The 18,476-nt window shown below is 35.8% G+C and carries 22 protein-coding genes and 2 tRNA genes; 23 read left to right on the forward strand and 1 reads right to left on the reverse strand.

All coding sequences use genetic code 11. The annotated features are described in order from the left end of the window. The first annotated feature begins 24 nt into the window (after positions 1-24). From atpD to DOK78_RS06740, 17 genes are all read left to right on the forward strand, one after another. Positions 25-1,431 (forward strand): F0F1 ATP synthase subunit beta, encoded by a 1,407-nt coding sequence (gene atpD / locus DOK78_RS06660; RefSeq protein WP_207941109.1) that lies wholly within the window; start codon positions 25-27, stop codon positions 1,429-1,431. A gap of 13 nt (positions 1,432-1,444) precedes the next feature. Then, positions 1,445-1,867: a F0F1 ATP synthase subunit epsilon gene (locus DOK78_RS06665; protein WP_207941108.1), complete on the forward strand. Its 423-nt coding sequence runs from the start codon at positions 1,445-1,447 to the stop codon at positions 1,865-1,867. A gap of 242 nt (positions 1,868-2,109) precedes the next feature. Then, positions 2,110-2,343 carry a DUF1146 family protein gene (locus DOK78_RS06670; protein ID WP_207941106.1) on the forward strand — a complete coding sequence of 78 codons (234 nt, stop codon included), beginning with the start codon at positions 2,110-2,112 and terminating at the stop codon, positions 2,341-2,343. Positions 2,344-2,437: 94 nt separating this feature from the next. After that, positions 2,438-3,739: a UDP-N-acetylglucosamine 1-carboxyvinyltransferase gene (gene murA / locus DOK78_RS06675; protein WP_207941104.1), complete on the forward strand. Its 1,302-nt coding sequence runs from the start codon at positions 2,438-2,440 to the stop codon at positions 3,737-3,739. Between the two features lie 13 nt (positions 3,740-3,752). After that, on the forward strand, positions 3,753-3,932 hold the full coding sequence (locus DOK78_RS06680) for a DNA-directed RNA polymerase subunit beta (RefSeq protein WP_207941103.1): 180 nt from the start codon (positions 3,753-3,755) through the stop codon (positions 3,930-3,932). A 112-nt stretch (positions 3,933-4,044) separates the two neighbouring features. Beyond that, positions 4,045-4,329: a membrane protein insertion efficiency factor YidD gene (yidD, locus tag DOK78_RS06685; protein ID WP_207941101.1), complete on the forward strand. Its 285-nt coding sequence runs from the start codon at positions 4,045-4,047 to the stop codon at positions 4,327-4,329. Positions 4,330-4,550: 221 nt separating this feature from the next. Beyond that, positions 4,551-5,738 (forward strand): ABC transporter substrate-binding protein, encoded by a 1,188-nt coding sequence (locus DOK78_RS06690; protein WP_207941100.1) that lies wholly within the window; start codon positions 4,551-4,553, stop codon positions 5,736-5,738. A 121-nt stretch (positions 5,739-5,859) separates the two neighbouring features. After that, on the forward strand, positions 5,860-6,762 hold the full coding sequence (locus DOK78_RS06695) for a branched-chain amino acid ABC transporter permease (RefSeq protein ID WP_207941099.1): 903 nt from the start codon (positions 5,860-5,862) through the stop codon (positions 6,760-6,762). Between the two features lie 9 nt (positions 6,763-6,771). Further along, complete coding sequence (locus tag DOK78_RS06700) at positions 6,772-7,749, forward strand: branched-chain amino acid ABC transporter permease (RefSeq protein ID WP_207941098.1); 978 nt, start codon at positions 6,772-6,774, stop codon at positions 7,747-7,749. Then, complete coding sequence (locus tag DOK78_RS06705; protein ID WP_279381651.1) at positions 7,730-8,506, forward strand: ABC transporter ATP-binding protein; 777 nt, start codon at positions 7,730-7,732, stop codon at positions 8,504-8,506. Before DOK78_RS06700 ends, DOK78_RS06705 begins: the two co-directional genes overlap by 20 nt. After that, complete coding sequence (locus tag DOK78_RS06710; protein WP_207941096.1) at positions 8,506-9,207, forward strand: ABC transporter ATP-binding protein; 702 nt, start codon at positions 8,506-8,508, stop codon at positions 9,205-9,207. Before DOK78_RS06705 ends, DOK78_RS06710 begins: the two co-directional genes overlap by 1 nt. A gap of 3 nt (positions 9,208-9,210) precedes the next feature. Further along, positions 9,211-9,855: a CBS and ACT domain-containing protein gene (locus DOK78_RS06715; protein WP_207941095.1), complete on the forward strand. Its 645-nt coding sequence runs from the start codon at positions 9,211-9,213 to the stop codon at positions 9,853-9,855. A gap of 115 nt (positions 9,856-9,970) precedes the next feature. Next, positions 9,971-10,204 (forward strand): DUF2969 family protein, encoded by a 234-nt coding sequence (locus tag DOK78_RS06720; protein WP_207941471.1) that lies wholly within the window; start codon positions 9,971-9,973, stop codon positions 10,202-10,204. 93 nt (positions 10,205-10,297) lie between these two features. After that, positions 10,298-10,381: transfer RNA gene (locus DOK78_RS06725), tRNA-Tyr, on the forward strand. Between the two features lies 1 nt (position 10,382). Beyond that, positions 10,383-10,454, forward strand: a tRNA-Gln gene (locus DOK78_RS06730). A gap of 87 nt (positions 10,455-10,541) precedes the next feature. After that, positions 10,542-10,709: a hypothetical protein gene (locus DOK78_RS06735; RefSeq protein WP_207941094.1), complete on the forward strand. Its 168-nt coding sequence runs from the start codon at positions 10,542-10,544 to the stop codon at positions 10,707-10,709. A 107-nt stretch (positions 10,710-10,816) separates the two neighbouring features. Then, positions 10,817-11,524 (forward strand): GntR family transcriptional regulator, encoded by a 708-nt coding sequence (locus DOK78_RS06740; RefSeq protein ID WP_207941092.1) that lies wholly within the window; start codon positions 10,817-10,819, stop codon positions 11,522-11,524. Between the two features lie 19 nt (positions 11,525-11,543). On the opposite strand, the gene DOK78_RS06745 is transcribed toward DOK78_RS06740, so the two are convergent. Further along, complete coding sequence (locus DOK78_RS06745) at positions 11,544-12,185, reverse strand: YigZ family protein (protein WP_207941090.1); 642 nt, start codon at positions 12,183-12,185, stop codon at positions 11,544-11,546. A gap of 113 nt (positions 12,186-12,298) precedes the next feature. Between DOK78_RS06745 and DOK78_RS06750 the strand changes: the two genes are divergently transcribed. The 6 genes from DOK78_RS06750 (at position 12,299) to secA (ending at position 18,465) form a co-directional block, all read left to right on the forward strand. After that, positions 12,299-12,589: a DUF7662 domain-containing protein gene (locus tag DOK78_RS06750; RefSeq protein WP_207941088.1), complete on the forward strand. Its 291-nt coding sequence runs from the start codon at positions 12,299-12,301 to the stop codon at positions 12,587-12,589. A 106-nt stretch (positions 12,590-12,695) separates the two neighbouring features. Beyond that, a complete protein-coding gene (locus DOK78_RS06755; RefSeq protein WP_207941087.1) occupies positions 12,696-13,016 on the forward strand; it encodes a PTS sugar transporter subunit IIB in 321 nt (106 codons plus the stop codon). A gap of 92 nt (positions 13,017-13,108) precedes the next feature. Then, on the forward strand, positions 13,109-14,416 hold the full coding sequence (locus DOK78_RS06760; protein WP_207941086.1) for a DEAD/DEAH box helicase: 1,308 nt from the start codon (positions 13,109-13,111) through the stop codon (positions 14,414-14,416). Next, positions 14,406-15,080, forward strand: coding sequence for a ComF family protein (locus DOK78_RS06765; protein ID WP_207941085.1), 675 nt, complete (start codon positions 14,406-14,408; stop codon positions 15,078-15,080). The genes DOK78_RS06760 and DOK78_RS06765 overlap by 11 nt, the downstream gene beginning before the upstream one ends. A gap of 127 nt (positions 15,081-15,207) precedes the next feature. Continuing rightward, on the forward strand, positions 15,208-15,759 hold the full coding sequence (gene hpf, locus DOK78_RS06770; protein ID WP_207941084.1) for a ribosome hibernation-promoting factor, HPF/YfiA family: 552 nt from the start codon (positions 15,208-15,210) through the stop codon (positions 15,757-15,759). 189 nt (positions 15,760-15,948) lie between these two features. Further along, on the forward strand, positions 15,949-18,465 hold the full coding sequence (secA, locus tag DOK78_RS06775; RefSeq protein ID WP_207941083.1) for a preprotein translocase subunit SecA: 2,517 nt from the start codon (positions 15,949-15,951) through the stop codon (positions 18,463-18,465). Positions 18,466-18,476 lie beyond the last annotated feature (11 nt).

Raw genomic sequence — 18,476 nt, forward strand, 5'->3', positions numbered from 1 at the left:
TCGTGAATGAATGGAGGAAAACAAATGAGTTCAGGCAAGATTGTTCAAGTCATCGGTCCCGTAGTTGACGTGGAATTTTCTTTGGACCAATCCTTACCAGATATCAACAATGCGTTGGTAGTCTACAAAAAGAATGATGAAAAAACGAAAGTTGTACTTGAAACAGCATTAGAGCTTGGTGACGGCGTCGTGCGTACGATTGCAATGGCATCTACAGATGGCTTACAACGTGGTATGGAAGTCATCGATACAGGAGCTTCAATTTCTGTTCCTGTTGGGAAAGAAACGTTAGGTCGTGTATTTAATGTTTTAGGAGATACAATTGATTTAGATGAACCATTTCCTGAAAAAGTAGAGCGCAGTGGTATTCATAAAAAAGCACCTGATTTTGATGAATTAAGTACAAGTACAGAAATTCTTGAAACTGGAATCAAAGTTATCGATTTATTAGCACCTTACTTAAAAGGTGGTAAAGTTGGTTTATTCGGTGGTGCCGGTGTAGGTAAAACGGTATTAATCCAAGAATTAATTAATAACATTGCACAAGAACATGGTGGGATTTCAGTATTTTCAGGTGTCGGTGAGCGTACGCGTGAAGGAAATGACCTTTATTACGAAATGAAAGAATCAGGCGTTATCGAAAAAACAGCCATGGTTTTTGGGCAAATGAATGAACCACCAGGCGCACGTATGCGTGTAGCATTGACTGGTTTGACGATTGCAGAATATTTCCGTGATGTGGAAGGACAAGACGTATTGTTATTTATTGATAACATTTTCCGTTTTACGCAAGCTGGTTCGGAAGTTTCAGCGCTGTTAGGTCGTATGCCTTCAGCGGTGGGGTATCAACCAACATTGGCTACTGAAATGGGTCAATTACAAGAACGTATTACTTCAACGAAAAAAGGTTCAATTACATCCATTCAAGCGATTTATGTACCTGCCGATGACTATACGGACCCGGCGCCAGCAACTGCATTTGCGCATTTGGATGCGACAACCAACTTAGAACGTAAATTAACAGAACAAGGGATTTATCCTGCGGTAGACCCATTAGCATCTTCTTCTAGTGCCTTAGCACCTGAAATTGTTGGTGAAGAGCATTATCAAGTGGCTAGTGAAGTACAACGTACATTGCAACGCTATCGTGAATTACAAGATATTATCGCTATCTTAGGGATGGATGAATTATCTGATGAAGAAAAAGTCTTGGTATCACGTGCCCGTCGTATCCAATTTTTCTTATCGCAAAACTTCCACGTAGCTGAACAGTTTACAGGCCAACCTGGTTCATATGTTCCTGTTAAAGAAACAATCAAAGGGTTCAGAGAAATCCTTGATGGAAAATATGATGAACTTCCAGAAGAAGCTTTCCGTAGTGTCGGACGTATCGAAGAAGTAGTTGAAAAAGCGAAAAACTTAGGATACTAGAAAGAGGTGCCTTATGGATCAACATTTAACGGTCAATATTGTGACACCTAGTGGCGTGGTGTATAATCATCATGCGAAAATCGTTGTAGTCAAGACAATAGATGGTGAAATGGGGATTTTACCTCATCATGCTCCAATCATTGCACCATTAATTATCGATGAAGTACGCATCAATCGAATCGATTCAGAAAATCATATTGATTGGGTTGCTGTAAATGGCGGAATAATGGAAGTGCGTGATAATATCGTTACGATTATTGCGGATAGTGCAGAACGTGAGCGTGAAATTGATATTGCACGTGCTCAACGTGCAAAAGAACGTGCCGAACGAATGATTGCTGAAGCGAAAGCCCACGATAATGTGGATGAATTAAAACGAGCGACAGTGGCGTTACATCGCGCGTTGAATCGAATCAATGTGTCAAATCATCTTTAAAAATGAGAACTTTCTCTTTATGAGAAGGTTCTTTTTTTTAATGTAGTCTAGGGAATTATCTGTAAAAAAGTAAGTATAAGAGTTGATATAACAAGATTTTTAGCAAATGGTAATCATGATAAAATAATTAAAAAGTTTTTTAAAAAATGTTTTAAAAACTTTTTGCGGGGACAATATTTTTTTATTTTCTTGATTTATGGTATTATCTATATGTTGAATTTTCGTAAAGAAGGAGTTTTTGTATGCAAGTTTATGGTATTGATGCATTCATCCGAATTGTTAGTCATTTAGCTTTTATTTATCTAGCTTTTTGGGCGTTAGGTTCTGTGAGAATCGAAACGTTTTTTAAAGCCCTTCATACAACGCAAATTCGCTTAATTCTTGTGTTAATTTCGGTGGCAATTGGTTTTACCGCCAGCAATTTTTTTCTAGAAATTATTATTTTATGCAAGAATTTATTTTTAGTAGGTTTTTAACAGTACTGCTTGCTATTTAAAATAAAATGAATATGCTATAATAAAAAAGATTTTGATTGAAATGTCACATAGCGTTCTATTTGGAGGGAACAAGATGGAAGAGATTATCGTTCAAGGTGGTAATCAGTTAAAAGGAACTGTAAAAATTGAAGGAGCAAAGAATGCGGTGTTACCGATCTTAGCTGCCACTTTATTAGCTGAAGAAGGCACAACAACATTAAAAAATGTCCCAATTCTTTCAGACGTATTTACAATGAACAAAGTGATTCAACACTTAAATGTAGATGTTGATTTTGATACTGATAAAAATGAAGTTGTCATTGATGCATCACGACAATTAGAAATTGAAGCGCCGTATGAATATGTTAGCAAAATGCGTGCCTCAATTGTTGTAATGGGTCCTTTATTGGCTCGTAATGGTCATGCAAAAGTTGCAATGCCAGGTGGATGTGCCATTGGAAAACGTCCGATTGATTTACATTTAAAAGGATTCCAAGCTTTAGGTGCTGAAATTATTCAAAAAGATGGTTACATTGAAGCTATTGCAGATGAATTAAAAGGCAATAATATCTATTTAGACTTTCCTAGCGTAGGAGCTACTCAAAATATTATGATGGCTGCTGTCAAAGCGAAAGGGACAACAATTATTGATAACGTAGCTAGAGAACCTGAAATTGTAGATCTTGCGAATATTTTAAATAAAATGGGTGCAAAGATTTATGGTGCGGGAACTGAAACAATGCGTATTGAAGGTGTAGATCATTTACATGCAGTTAATCATGCAATTGTACAAGATCGTATTGAAGCAGGAACATTTATGGTAGCTGCTGCTATGACAGAAGGTAATGTGTTAATTCAAGATGCTATTTCGGAACATAATCGTCCGTTGTTGTCTAAATTAATCGAAATGGGTGCTAAAGTAATTGAAGAAGACAATGGTGTACGTATCATTGGACCAAAAGAACTAAAAGCAACAGATGTTAAGACAATGCCACATCCAGGCTTCCCAACAGATATGCAAGCTCAAATGACGGCAATTCAAGTCATTGCTAACGGGACAAGTGTTGTTACTGAGACAGTTTTTGAGAATCGCTTCCAACATTTAGATGAGATGGTTCGTATGAATGCTCATGTTAAAATCGATGGGAACGTAGCGATTATTGAAGGTGGACATCAATTACAAGGTTCTTTAGTTTATGCAACTGATTTACGTGCTGCGGCAGCTTTGATTTTGGCTGGCTTAAAAGCAACGGGTCGTACACGCGTGCGCAATTTGAAATATTTAGATCGTGGTTATTATAAATTCCACGAAAAATTACAAAAATTGGGTGCAAATGTAGAGCGAGTGAACAGCTCTAAAGAAGCTGTAGAAGAAGCGGTTGTTGCACAACCATAAGGAGGATGGCAGAATGGAAATAAGCGAAGACATTCTTAAAACCCTAATTAAAATTCTATCCATCGTATTTGGCGCTATTTTGTTGTTTTTCATCGGTTTAATGATTGGATACGGTGTGATTGGAGATGGATCTCCGTTCCACGTTTTCAATCGCGAGCTATGGCAACATATTCTAGATTTTTTTAATATATAAAGTGAAGGGGAAAGACAGGTTTGAGACTGTTTTTCTCTTTTTATTTTAGTAATTTTTAAGTTTGTATCAAGAACTAAAAAAAGATATACTTTGAATGAAAAGAGGGAAAAGCATGCAAAAGATATTAATTTATTTTGTTCGAGGGTACCAACGGTTCATTTCGCCATTATTTCCGCCAAGTTGTCGTTATTATCCAACTTGTTCGAGTTATACGATTGATGCCATTCAAGTACATGGTGCGGCGAAAGGAACCTTGATGGGAATTGCGAGAATATTACGTTGTCATCCATTTGTTAAGGGTGGAATTGATTACGTTCCACGAAATTTTACTTTAAAAAGAAATACAACAGACGAAATACGCCCCAATTATACGTATCGAAAAGAAAATAAAAAATGAAAAACTTTCACAATCTGGGGAGGTTTTTCATTTTTTTTATGAAAATCCACTGCCGTTATTCAATGAAATAGCGTTGAAAAACTATTATTTAAGCGTGCTCTTATCAATTTGTTATTAGATTGTCAAAATGTATAAAATATTCTGAAAATTCATTGACAATTACTGAAAAATTCTGTATATTAATTTCATACTCAGGGGAGTAAAAAAGGGAGGAATTAAGTATGAAAAAGAAATTTGCATTTCTATTTGCTAGTTTGTTTCTACTAGGTGCTTGTAGCGCTGGCCCAAGTGGCGGTGGTAACTCAAATGGCAACTCAAACGGTGGTGGCAACACACAAGAAGGGGACACAATCAAAATTGGTTTGAACCTTGAATTATCAGGAGCAGTTGCTGGATACGGGACACAAGAAAAAGAAGGTGTCGAATTAGCCGTTGAAAAAATCAATGCTGATGGCGGTATCTTAGGCAAAGAAGTTGAATTAGTGATTAAAGATAATAAATCTGATAGTAATGAGGCGGCTACAGCAGCAGCCAATTTAACAACAAACGATGGAGTTGTTGCCATTATTGGCCCAGCAACAACTGGTGCAAGTAAAGCAGCTATTCCTAACGTTACCAAAGCACAAGTACCAATGATTACACCTTCTGGTACAGATGATGCGATTACTGTGAATGGTGATAAAGTGCAAGAATATGTTTTCCGTTCTTGTTTCCAAGATAGTTTCCAAGGTGTTATTTTAGCAAACTATGCTGACGAAACTTTATCAGCTGAAAAAGCAGTTATCTTTGGAGATAATTCAAGTGACTATGCAATTGGTTTAACGAAAGCCTTTGAAAGTGCATATGATGGAGAAGTGGTGTTAAGAGAAAACTTCACAAAAAATGATAAAGATTTCCAAGCTCAATTAACTAAAATTAAAAATGCTGACTTCGACGTATTGTATTTACCAGGTTATTATGAAGAAGCTGGTTTGATTATTAAACAAGCGCGCGAAATGGGAATTGAACAACCAATTTTAGGTGCTGACGGTTTTGGTGATGAAAAAATGATTCAACTTGCAGGTGCTGAAAATGTATCGAATGTCTTCTATACAGGTCACTTCTCAGCATTAGCTCCAGCAAATGATACTGTACAACCATTTATTGATGCATTTAAAGAAAAATATGGCAAAGAGCCATCTACGTTCAATGCATTAGCTTATGATGCAATGTTTATGATTAAATCAGCCATTGAATCACAAGACTCTGCGGATTCAGCGGCAATTACAAAAGGTCTTGCTGAATTGAAAGATTTTGTTGGGATTACAGGAAACATTACAATGGATGCAAACCATAACCCAGAAAAATCAGCTGTTGTTATCGGTTTTACAGATGGTAAAGAAAGTTCAGCTGATACAGTAAATCCATAATTGGATGAATTGAACATATAAGAGCTGGGACAAAATCAAACAATCGGTTTTGTCACAGCTTTTATTTTTTGCTACAGTGGTAAAAAAAGTAATAAAAATGAACTATTTGGATGTGATAAAGATGGAAGTAATGATCCAACAATTAATTAATGGACTATTCCTAGGTAGCATATATGCCTTGATGGCACTAGGATATACAATGGTCTATGGTATTATTAAACTTATTAACTTTGCTCATGGTGAAATCTATATGATTGGGAGTTTTATCGGATATTTTTTGATTAATTCTTTTAATACGTGGGGAATTTTACCAAATGCCTGGGGCTTTTTCATAGCAATGATTATTTCAATGGCAGCTAGTGCCTTGTTAGGTGTGGTTGTAGAATTTTTAGCCTACCGACCTTTAAGAAAATCAACGAGAATTGCAGCATTGATTACAGCAATTGGAGTATCTTATTTATTACAAAATGTAATGATTTATTTCTTCTCACCAGATACTCGCCCGTTTCCACAAGCAATTGCTCGCAAAGCGTTCTCAATTGGCTTTGTTTCAGTAAGTAATATTCAATTATTGATTTTAGGTATTTCCGTATCCTTAATGATTATATTACAATTAATCGTTCAAAAAACGCGTATGGGAAAAGCAATGCGCGCAGTAAGTGTGGATACCGATGCAGCTCAATTAATGGGGATTAATGTAAACAGAACTATTTCATTTACTTTTGCCTTAGGTTCAGCTTTAGCAGCAGCAGGCGGAATGCTGATTGGTTTGTATTATAACTCAATCGATCCAATGATGGGTGTGGCACCAGGTTTGAAATCCTTTGTTGCAGCAGTTTTAGGTGGGATTGGAATTATTCCAGGAGCAGCGCTAGGTGGGTTTGCAATTGGTCTAATTGAAACAATGTCAACTGCTTTAGGTTTTTCTGATTACAAAGATGCATTAGTATATGCCGTTTTAATTATTATTTTATTGATTCGTCCAGCCGGAATTCTCGGCAAAAATATTAAAGAGAAAGTGTAGGTGTCAGCAATGAAGAAGAATTTAAAATACAATTTGACTTGGTTAGCAATTGCGGCTGTCATCTATTTTGGTTTATTTGCTTTATATAATGGCGGAGTAATCAATCTATTTACCGATGCGATTATTGCCAATATTGGTATTAATATTATCTTAGCAGTAAGTTTGAACTTAATTATCGGTTTTTCTGGTCAATTTTCATTAGGCCATGCAGGATTTATGGCGATTGGGGCATATGCAACAGCGATTATTACACGTGATAATCCTACATTTGGTGGCTTTGCAATGGGAATTCTTTTAGGCATGTTATTAGCCGGTGTGATTGCTTTAGCAGTAGGTATTCCAACACTGCGTTTAAAAGGAGACTATTTAGCAATCGCTACATTAGGTATTTCGGAGATTATTCGTATTTTAATAATTAATCTGAGCGGTCTTACCAACGGACCAGCAGGGATTTTTGGTTTGCCACAGTTTAGTAATTGGCAAGTAATCTTTATCATGATGACTTTGTCTATTTTAATCGTTTCGAATTTCATTCATAGCGGTCCTGGTCGTGCGACTTTGTCTGTTCGTGAAGATGAAATTGCTGCGGAATCAATGGGTGTTAATACAACTAAATACAAGGTAACAGCTTTTGTATTAGGTGCAGTGTTAGCAAGTGTTGCTGGTTCATTGTTTGCTAGCTATCAACAATCTGTATTCCCACAAGATTACGGATTTATGAAATCAATTGATGTGTTGATTATTGTGGTATTTGGCGGAATTGGGAGTACAACAGGCGCAGTGGTGGCAGCCGTGGTATTAGGTTTCTTAAATATGTATCTGCAAGATTTTGGAAACTTACGTATGATTATTTACGCTTTAGCGATTATTGTAATTATGATTTTCAAACCAAGTGGTCTATTGGGAACATGGGAATTCTCAGTAAAACGTATCTTTAATAAATTTTCTAAAAAGGAGGATGACTCAAATGCCTCTACTAACAGTTAATCAATTAACAAAAAATTTCGGTGGTCTAGCTGCCGTTTCACATGTCAATATTACTTTGGAAAACAATGAATTAGTTGGTTTAATCGGCCCAAATGGTGCGGGTAAAACCACATTGTTTAACCTGTTAACCGGTGTTTATGAACCAAGTAGTGGGGATGTATTGTTAAATATGGATGGAAAAGAAGCGCGTCTAAATGGTATTAAACCGTATAAAATTGCAGATTTAGGCTTGTCTAGAACTTTCCAAAATATTCGTTTATTTAAAGATTTGACAGTTATGGATAATGTCTTGATTGCGATGAATTCGAAAAATAAAGAAGGATTCTTTAGTACAATTTTACGCTTACCCAAATTTTATCAAACTGAAGAGATGATGCGTCAAAAAGTACGTGAACTTTTAAGTATCTTTGATTTGGAAGAGAAAGAAGAAACGTTAGCTAAAAATTTACCTTATGGCCAACAACGCCGCTTAGAAATTGTTCGAGCGTTAGCAACTAATCCTAAAATTCTTTTCTTAGATGAACCGGCAGCTGGGATGAATCCCCAAGAAACTGCTGAATTGACAAAATTAATTCGTCAAATTCAAAAAGATTTTGGTTTAACTATTGTTTTAATCGAACATGATATGAATTTGGTTATGGATGTTTGTGAGCGAATTTATGTGTTAGAATATGGTCAAGTCATCGCAGAAGGAAATCCAGATGAAATTAAAAATAACCCTCGTGTAATTGAGGCGTATCTAGGAGGGGAAATTTAATGTTAAAAGTTGATAATCTATCGGTGCGTTACGGTATGATTCAAGCCGTTCATAACGTTTCCTTCCATGTAAATCAAGGTGAGATTGTTTCGTTAATTGGCGCAAATGGTGCCGGAAAAACAACAATTTTACGAACAATATCTGGGTTGATTCGTCCTTCAGAAGGTTCAATTTTCTTTGAGGAACAAGCAATCGAAAAAGCTGCTCCACAAAAAATTGTTGCTTCAGGCTTATCTCAAGTACCAGAAGGCCGTCATGTCTTTGCGGGGTTAACTGTTCAAGAAAATTTAGAAATGGGTGCGTTTCTGCGTAAAGATAGTGGCGTAAAAGCAGATTATGAACAAGTATTTGCTAAATTTCCTGTTTTAAAAGAGCGTAAAAACCAAGATGCAGCAACATTATCTGGTGGAGAACAACAAATGTTAGCGATGGGGCGCGCGTTAATGTCTCGTCCTAAATTATTATTGTTAGATGAACCATCAATGGGATTAGCGCCAATTTTCATCCGCGAAATTTTTTCGATTATTCAAGAAATTCAACAACAAGGCACAACCGTTTTGTTGATTGAACAAAATGCACACATGGCTTTATCGATTGCTGATCGAGGATATGTATTAGAAACAGGTAAAGTAGTTCTTGAAGGTACTGGAAAAGAATTGCTATCTAGTGAAGCTGTTAAGAAAGCATACTTAGGAGGGTAAAAAATGAGCGTAAGTGATTTTATGACCACAGATTTAGTAACTGTAACACCCGACACACCGATTTTTGATGCAGTAGATTTGATGAAAAAGCATGATATTCATCGTTTACCAGTATTAGAAAATAATCAATTAGTGGGATTAATTACAGAAGGAATCATTCAAGAAGCGATGCCTTCAAAAGCCACTAGCTTGAGTGTTTATGAAGTCAATTATTTATTAAATAAGACGACTGTTCGTGATGTAATGATTAAGGATATCGAAACAATTTCACCAGAGGCATTATTAGAAGATGGAATTGCCATTATGCGTTCGAAAAATATCGGTGTCTTACCGGTAGTAGAAGGTCCTAATTTATTAGGGATTATTACAAATAATGATATTTTTGATGCCTTCTTAAAAATTACTGGTTATAACAATGGTGGAACACGAGTAACCATTCAAATTACGGAAGATCAAAAAGGAATTTTAGCTGATATTGCCCAGTTATTAGCTAACAATGATTTTAGTATAGCGACGATTGTCGTGAATCGTGTAAGTGACGGAACAATTATTGAAATCCAAGTCGAATCTCAAGCAGTTGCTACTATTCAACAGGCTTTAGAATCAGCTGGTTATAATGTAGTAAATGCAGTATTAACGAATCAATAAGATAAAACAACTTCTCAGAAACTTTTTGAGAAGTTGTTTTTATAAAAATAGCGAAGAAGAGAAGTTTCTACTAGGAAATAAATAAATTTATGATAGAATGTAACTCGAGGTGAAAATTGTGAAAAAAAATAAAGATATTGAAGTACGTATTGAAGAAACAAAAAAAACAATTAGCGGATCAACTTATGATGTAACTGAATTATATATTGGTAAGAAAAAAATTGGTGAAGTTTTAGCATATGGACCAAAAGAATTTCAAAGCTTTATGGACAATGAAGAACTTGGTGCAAGTAAGACATTAGACCTTGCAATTGAGTCAATTATTCGTCAGTGGAACTTACATGAATAATTTCTAGAAAAAATAAAAAAACTTGAAAAAAGTATTGCAAAGTAAAAAAGAATATTGTATTATAACTAAGTCAGGTTGATCAAACAACCTTTTGGAGGAGTAGCGAAGTGGCTAAACGCGACGGACTGTAAATCCGTTCCTTCGGGTTCAGTGGTTCGAATCCACTCTCCTCCACCATTGGGGTATAGCCAAGCGGTAAGGCAAGGGACTTTGACTCCCTCATGCGTTGGTTCGAATCCAGCTACCCCAGTTTTTACGACACGTTTAAGACGTGTCTTTTTTTATTTGAATAAATTTTAATTTTGCGATACTCTAAAATAAAAAGGGAGTGTTTAAGATGAAACTACCATTTAATTTAAAAGAAAAAATAACAGAAGCAGCTGAACACATTCATGATATTACTAAAAAGGATGTTACAGTCAATTTATTGAAAAAAGATGGCGTAAAGGTAACACGACCACGTCCAACCAAACATACAATTAAGTGGCGTTCTAAGAACTATTAAACTAGAGAACTTTCAACAGTTTTATGTTGAAAGTTTTTTTTAGGAGTTTTATTTGAATTTAGAAGGATAGTAGCTATAATAAAGAGAAAAGAAGGAGAGGGTAAAAAATGGTAGATACATTGCCTGTATATATTCAAATACATGATGCAATTAAAGAAAAAATTGAAACAAATTATTGGAAAATAGGAGATCGTCTTCCTTCAGAACGAGAACTTTCTACTCAATTTGGTGTGAGTCGAATGACCTTACGACAAGCGATTCAAACTTTAGCTGATGAAGGAATTCTTGAAAGAAAAATTGGCTCAGGAACATATGTGGCACGTCGAAAAGTGCAAGAAAAAATGACAGGAACCACAAGCTTTACCGAAATTATGTTGTCTCAAGGGAGAGAACCATCTAGTCGTGCAGTTTCTTATTTTTTTACTTCCCCAAGTTCTAGTGAGATGGATAAGTTACAATTAACCAAAGACGATATTATTTTGAGAATGGAACGTATTCGTTTGGCGGATGATATACCGATTTGTTTTGAAGTGGCAAGTGTTCCTGAAAAATTAATTCGGGAGTATAGCAAGTCAGAAATTACCTCATCACTTTACCGAACACTGGAAGAAAAAGGGCAGAAAAAAATTGGCGGTGCAAATCAAACTATTTCAGCAATGATTGCATCAGAAAAAATTGCGGATTACTTAGATATCAAAAAAGGCGATGCGATTTTACGTATGCGTCAAGTCTCTTTCTTATTAGATGGACAGCCTTTTGAGTATGTTCGTAGTCAATATGTTGGCAATCGTTTTGAATTCTTTTTGGAAAAATAAAAACAAGCTGGAGCGTGCTTCAGCTTGTTTTATTTGCTACTGGAATTTCCACGTAAGAATATTCGCCATCTTCAAACGATACTTGCCCATTTAATAAATCGATAACTGCTTGTTTGAAGCTTTCTTCATTTTGTACCATAACGCATAGTGTAATGTTCTCCAAAAACTGCGTATCCTTAACGTAAAATTGATTTTGTTCCAAATAATGTTGCAATTTGCCTAATAGTGGATATTCAACTTGTACAAAAACTTCTTTTTGAAGCTTTCCTTCCACAATTCCAATTTCATTTAGCGCATGAGAAACAGCACTTGAATAAGCCCGAATGAGTCCACCAGCACCTAATTTGGTTCCTCCGAAATAGCGAGTGACAACTGCGACAACATTTATTAATTCATTTTTTTTCAAGACTTCTAGCATAGGAACACCAGCAGTCCCACTAGGTTCACCATCATCGCTTGAACGTTGGATGTCATTTTTTTCACCTAATACAAAAGCACTGCAATTATGGTTCGCTTTCCAGTGTTCTTTTTTTAAGGCTTGAATGAAGTCCTTGGCTTCTTCTTCTGTTTCAATTCGTTTCAATGAGCAAATAAAACGGGATTTTTTTATTTCTATTTCACTTTGTCCATCTTCTTTAATGGTCAAATAAGTATCAATCAAGATTGTTCACCCCTTTTCTACAGTATAGAAAAAAACGAATTAATTTTCAAATTGATGCAAACCTTGCAATTTTTTTATGAAAGCGTAATAATGAATAAAAGGAGGGGTAAACCATGGTAAAACGCAAAAAAAAGTATGATGTCATTACAACTTACTTAGTAAACAATGGTGGTTCACAAGTAACCTTGACGTTTACTCAGTTTGACGAATTATTATTTCCAGCGAATGGTTTACCACGAACTGCGCGAACAACGCTTGATTGGTGGACAAATGATTACAAACATCCTGAAAAAGGTGCCTATGCCTGGATTAATGCTAAATATGAAGTAGTCCATGTGAATTTAGAAAAAGAGTATGTTGTATTTCGTCCATTAGTCAAATCAACTTGGTTAGAGTTAAATTAAAAGGAAGCGTTGACAAAGAAGGAGTTTATTTTATAATAGAACTATGGTTTGTATATAAAATAGTATAAATAATAATGATTATGGAATAGTTAAGGGGAGATTTATTATGGCAAAAAAAACAATTATGTTAGTATGTTCAGCAGGAATGAGTACTAGTTTATTAGTAACAAAAATGCAGCAAGCAGCAGAAACAAAAGGATTAGATACAGATATTTTTGCAGTTTCAGCATCTGATGCCGACAACCATTTAGCAAACAAAGATGTTAACGTGTTATTATTAGGTCCTCAAGTTCGTTTTATGAAAGGTGACTTCGAAAAACGACTAGCATCAAAAGGAATTCCTTTAGAAGTAATCAACATGGCAGATTATGGCATGATGAATGGTGAGAAAGTGTTACAGCAAGCACTAGATTTGATTGGCGAATAATTCACCCCTTCATAAATAAAAATGAGTAAAGCGAGGAAATCGATAAAATTTCCTCGCTTTTTTGCGTAGTTATAGGTAGGAGGGAGGCTATTATGGACGAGTTAGGGAGGCAAATTGCTATTTCTAAAAAAGACTTACCTACATTAAGTGATACCACGATGGTGCGAGAAGCTCTTGATGTAGACAAAGGACAGTGTCAGCGATGTGGGAGTTTGTTTTCTCAAGAAAAACATTTTTTACCAAATGGAAATTATTATTGTGTCGCATGTTTGCAATTTGGACGTTTAACTAATGAAGACGTCTTATTATCTAAAGAAGATAATGATTATCAACAACGTAAGGTATGTTTTGATTGGCAAGGAACATTTACACCACCACAACAGGAGATTGCTGATTCTCTTTTAAAAAATAATAAAAAAAAGCAACATTCATTGGTTTGGGCTGTTACTGGATCAGGCAAGACTGAAATGATTTTTCCAATTATTCAGCAAGTATTATCAATAGGCGGACGCGTAGGGATTACTTCGCCACGTATTGATGTGTGTCGTGAATTATTTCCCCGTATCCAACAAGCATTTCCAGAAGAAAATGCGTTATTATTGTATGGAAATTCAGAAGAAAAGTATCGTTATAATAAATTGACAGTTTGCACAACACATCAATTGTTCCATTTTTATCACGCGTTTGACTTATTAATTGTAGATGAAATTGATGCGTTTCCTTATGAAGGGAATCAACAATTACGTTTTGCAGTCCGCCAAGCACGTAAACCTGAAGGACTATATGTTTATTTAACGGCAACTCCTTCTCAGTCTTTGTTGGCAGAAATTCAAGAGACGTTTGCGATTATGAAATTACCTATTCGCTATCATCAACGTCCATTAATCGTTCCAGAAGTATATTGGTATGAACACTGGGCGAGCTGTTATCAACGTAAATGGAAATTAAAAAAACTTCTTCGGTTATTAAATGAATTGCTACAAGACAACGCAGTTTTAGTATTTTGCCCGAGTATTGCTTATATGAAGAAATTATATGCAGCAGTCAAAGCGTATTTTCCGCCTGAGCTGATTGCGTGCGTCTCTTCTCAAGACGAACAGCGAAAAGAAAAAGTACAAGCAATGCGGGATCAAGTATATCGTGTGCTGTTTACTACGACCATTCTTGAAAGAGGAGTCACTTTTGAAAAGGTTTCTGTGATTATTATGGGAGCGAATCATCCAATTTATACAAAATCTGCTCTTGTTCAGATTGCTGGTAGAGTTGATCGCAAAGGGGAATTTAATGGTGGACGAGTTGTTTTTTTCTTGAATCAACAAACACCTGCTATTCGAATGGCTTGTCAAGAAATTAAGGAAATGAATAAGTTAGCAAAAAGGTGGCGAACGAATGCGCTGTAATTGGTGTCAAAAAACAATTATTCGTAACTTAACTATGCCAGAAATAGTATGGCCATTTCATCTTGATGAGGAACGATGTCAGGCTTGTTCAGAATTACTGACACCTATTGTGGCAGGCTGTCCAACCTGTCGCAAAGCTGGATCGTCGATACCTTGTCAGGATTGCTTGCGTTGGCATAAAATTTATCCAACGTATAATTTTCAACATGAAGCATTTTTTCAATACGACGATGCTTTTCACCAATGGATTCATCAATATAAATTTTTAGGTGACTATCGCTTGAGGAAAACGTTCGTTGTTGAATTACGACATTTTTTTAAGAAAGAGAAATTTGATGTTATTTGTGCCATTCCTTTGTCCAAAGAACGTTATCTTAAACGCGGTTTTAATCAAGTAGAAGGCATTTTAGAAGCAGCCGCTATTAAGATAGAAAAATTATTAGATAAAAAAGTGAATACAGTGCCGCAAGCAGAAAAAAATCGTTCAGAAAGATTGATAACACCACAACCATTTGAAGTTGTTGCGACAGAGCAACAGATTACTGGCAAACGCATTCTATTAGTCGATGATGTCTATACAACTGGGCGAACTTTATTTCATGCGGCAGAGGCATTAAATGCGTATCATCCAAGAGAAATAAGGACATTATCTTTGGCACGATAAAATATTTTCTGTTTTTGATACCGATTTCTTTTGCATTTATAATAAAGTTCGATATAATAGATATAAGAAGAGGAATATAGAGTGGTCCTTATTCCTCTTTAATTGGTAGATGAAAGGGGCAATTGTTATGTTTAGATATAATGTACGCGGAGAAAATATTGAAGTTACTGAGGCAATTCGCGACTATGTGGAGAAAAAAGTAGGGAAATTAGAACGCTACTTTAGTGATGCACCCGATGCAACAGCTCATGTAAACTTAAAAGTTTATACAGAGAAAACAGCGAAGGTAGAAGTCACAATCCCACTACCATATCTTGTGTTACGCGCGGAAGAAACATCACCAGATTTATACGCAAGTATTGATTTGGTTGTCGATAAATTAGAGCGTCAAATCCGCAAATTCAAAACAAAAATTAACCGTAAATCTAGAGAAACAGCTTTACCAGATGTACAAGCAGCAATTTTTTCAGCACCTGAAGAGGAAGAAGAAAATGGTTCTGAATTAGATATTGTTCGCACAAAACGTCTTTCATTAAAACCAATGGACAGTGAAGAAGCTGTATTACAAATGAATATGTTAGGACATAACTTCTTTATCTTTGAAGATGCAGAAACAAATGGCACTAGCATTGTTTATCGTCGTAAAGATGGCAAATATGGCTTAATTGAAACAGATTAATCAATAAAACTAAGAAATCTAGGTGGAGACGCCTAGATTTTTTTTATGCTTTTCTTAAAAACAAAAATCCGTCTGCGTGAATTAGCGGAAAAAGTAGCAATCAAAGGAAACAAGTGATAAAATGGATTGAAGACTTTCCAATGTTATATTAGGAAGTGGAACAATGTTTAAAAGGAGAATCGTAAAGGGATGGCCAACTTTTTTAGAACACTGATTGAAAATGATAAAAAAGAAATTAAACGACTAGATCAAATGGCAAATAAGATCGAAGCGTTAGCAGATCAAATGAGTGCATTATCAGATGAAGAATTACGTGCGAAAACAGATGAGTTTCGTCAACGTTACCAACAAGGAGAAACGTTAGATCAATTATTAACAGAAGCGTTTGCAGTTGTCCGTGAAGCAGCCAAACGTGTCTTAGGACTATATCCATATCATGTACAATTAATGGGAGGGATTGTCTTACACGACGGGAACATTCCAGAAATGCGTACCGGTGAAGGTAAGACTTTAACTGCGACCATGCCTGTGTATTTAAATGCTTTAACAGGTGAAGGGGTTCATGTTGTAACTGTAAATGAATACTTAGCAACTCGTGACTCAACTGAAATGGGTGAATTATACAATTTCTTAGGAATGACAGTTGGTTTAAACATCAACTCAAAATCTTCAGAAGAAAAACGTGCAGCATACGCGTGCGATATCACATATAGTACTAACAACGAACTAGGATTTGATTATTTACGTGACAACATGGTGGTATACCGTCATCAAATGGTTCAACGTCCATTGAACTATGCAATTGTCGATGAGGTTGACTCAATTTTAGTCGATGAAGCTAGAACACCGTTAATCATTTCTGGACAAGCAGAAAAATCAACAGCATTATATGTACGTGCAGATAATTTTATCAAACGCTTGAAAGAAGAAGAAGACTATAAAATTGATGTTCAATCAAAAACAATTAGTCTGACTGAAACAGGAATTGAAAAAGCAGAAGAAACATTTGGTTTAGATAATTTATATGATATTGAAAATACTGCATTGACACATCATTTAGACCAATCATTACGTGCCAATTATATCATGCTTCGTGACATTGATTATGTTGTACAAGAGAATAAAGTAATGATTGTTGACCAATTTACGGGTCGAATTATGGATGGTCGTCGTTATTCTGACGGGTTACATCAAGCAATCGAAGCCAAAGAAGGCGTAGAGATTGAAGATGAAACAAAAACAATGGCATCAATTACTTTCCAAAACTTTTTCCGTATGTATAAAAAACTAGCTGGGATGACTGGTACTGCTAAGACAGAAGAAGAGGAATTTCGTGAGATATATAATATCCAAGTATTCCAAATTCCAACAAATAAACCAGTTATTCGTGATGACCGTGCCGATTTATTATATCCAACCTTAAATAGTAAATTTAAAGCTGTAGTTCAAGATATTAAAGAACGCTATCGCAAAGGACAACCAGTATTGGTGGGTACAGTTGCTGTAGAGACTTCAGAATTATTATCAACTATGTTAGATAGAGAACGTATCCCGCATGAAGTCTTAAATGCGAAAAACCATTTTAAAGAAGCTGAAATTATTCTAAATGCAGGTCAAAAAGGTGCCGTTACAATCGCAACTAACATGGCAGGTCGTGGTACCGATATTAAATTGGGTCTAGGCGTTGCTGAAGTTGGTGGTTTAGCAGTTATTGGTACAGAACGTCATGAATCTCGTCGTATCGATAATCAGTTACGTGGACGTGCCGGACGTCAAGGCGATCCTGGGGTTTCTCAATTTTATTTATCTTTAGAAGATGATTTAATGAGACGTTTTGGCTCAGAACGAATTAAAGCATTTTTAGACCGATTGAATATTGATGAAGAAGACTCTGTAATTCAAAGCAGAATGTTCTCAAAACAAGTTGAATCGGCACAAAAACGTGTGGAAGGAAATAACTATGATACACGTAAAAATGTCTTGCAATACGATGATGTAATGCGTGAACAACGTGAAGTCATTTATCGTCAACGTCAACAAGTAATTATGGAAGAAAGTTCATTGTCTGACGTATTGATGAATATGGTGAAACGCACAATTGAACGTGTGGTTGATGGACACACAGATGTAGAAGCACATCAATTAAACCGCATTGGCATTGTTGATTTCGCCGGTAGTGTATTAGTTCATGAAGATTCAATTTCTGTAGCGGATCTTGAAGGAAAAGACCCTGAACAAGTCAAAGAATACTTAATGCAACGTGCACAAGAAAAATTTGATGAAAAAGTGACCCAATTAAATAGTCCAGAACAATTACTAGAATTCCAAAAAGTAGTTATTTTACGAGTAGTTGATTCAAAATGGACCGATCATATTGATGCTATGGATCAATTACGTCAATCAATTGGTTTACGTGCATATGGTCAAAATAATCCACTTGTTGAATATCAAACAGAAGGATATACCATGTTTGAAAACATGGTTGGCGCAATTGAATATGATGTAACACGCTTGTTTATGAAAGCTGAAATTCGCCAAAATGTCCAACGTGAGCAAGTTGCTCAAACAGAAGTACAACCAACCGAGCAAGCTGATACGAATACGGCTGAAAAACGTCCAGTGAAAGTAACTAAAGTTGGTCGTAATGATCCATGTCCTTGTGGAAGTGGCAAAAAATATAAAAACTGCCATGGTAAAGGCAAGTAGAAAACATATGA

The organism is Enterococcus sp. DIV2402 (genome assembly GCF_017426705.2).
Lineage (GTDB): Bacteria > Bacillota > Bacilli > Lactobacillales > Enterococcaceae > Enterococcus_F > Enterococcus_F lowellii.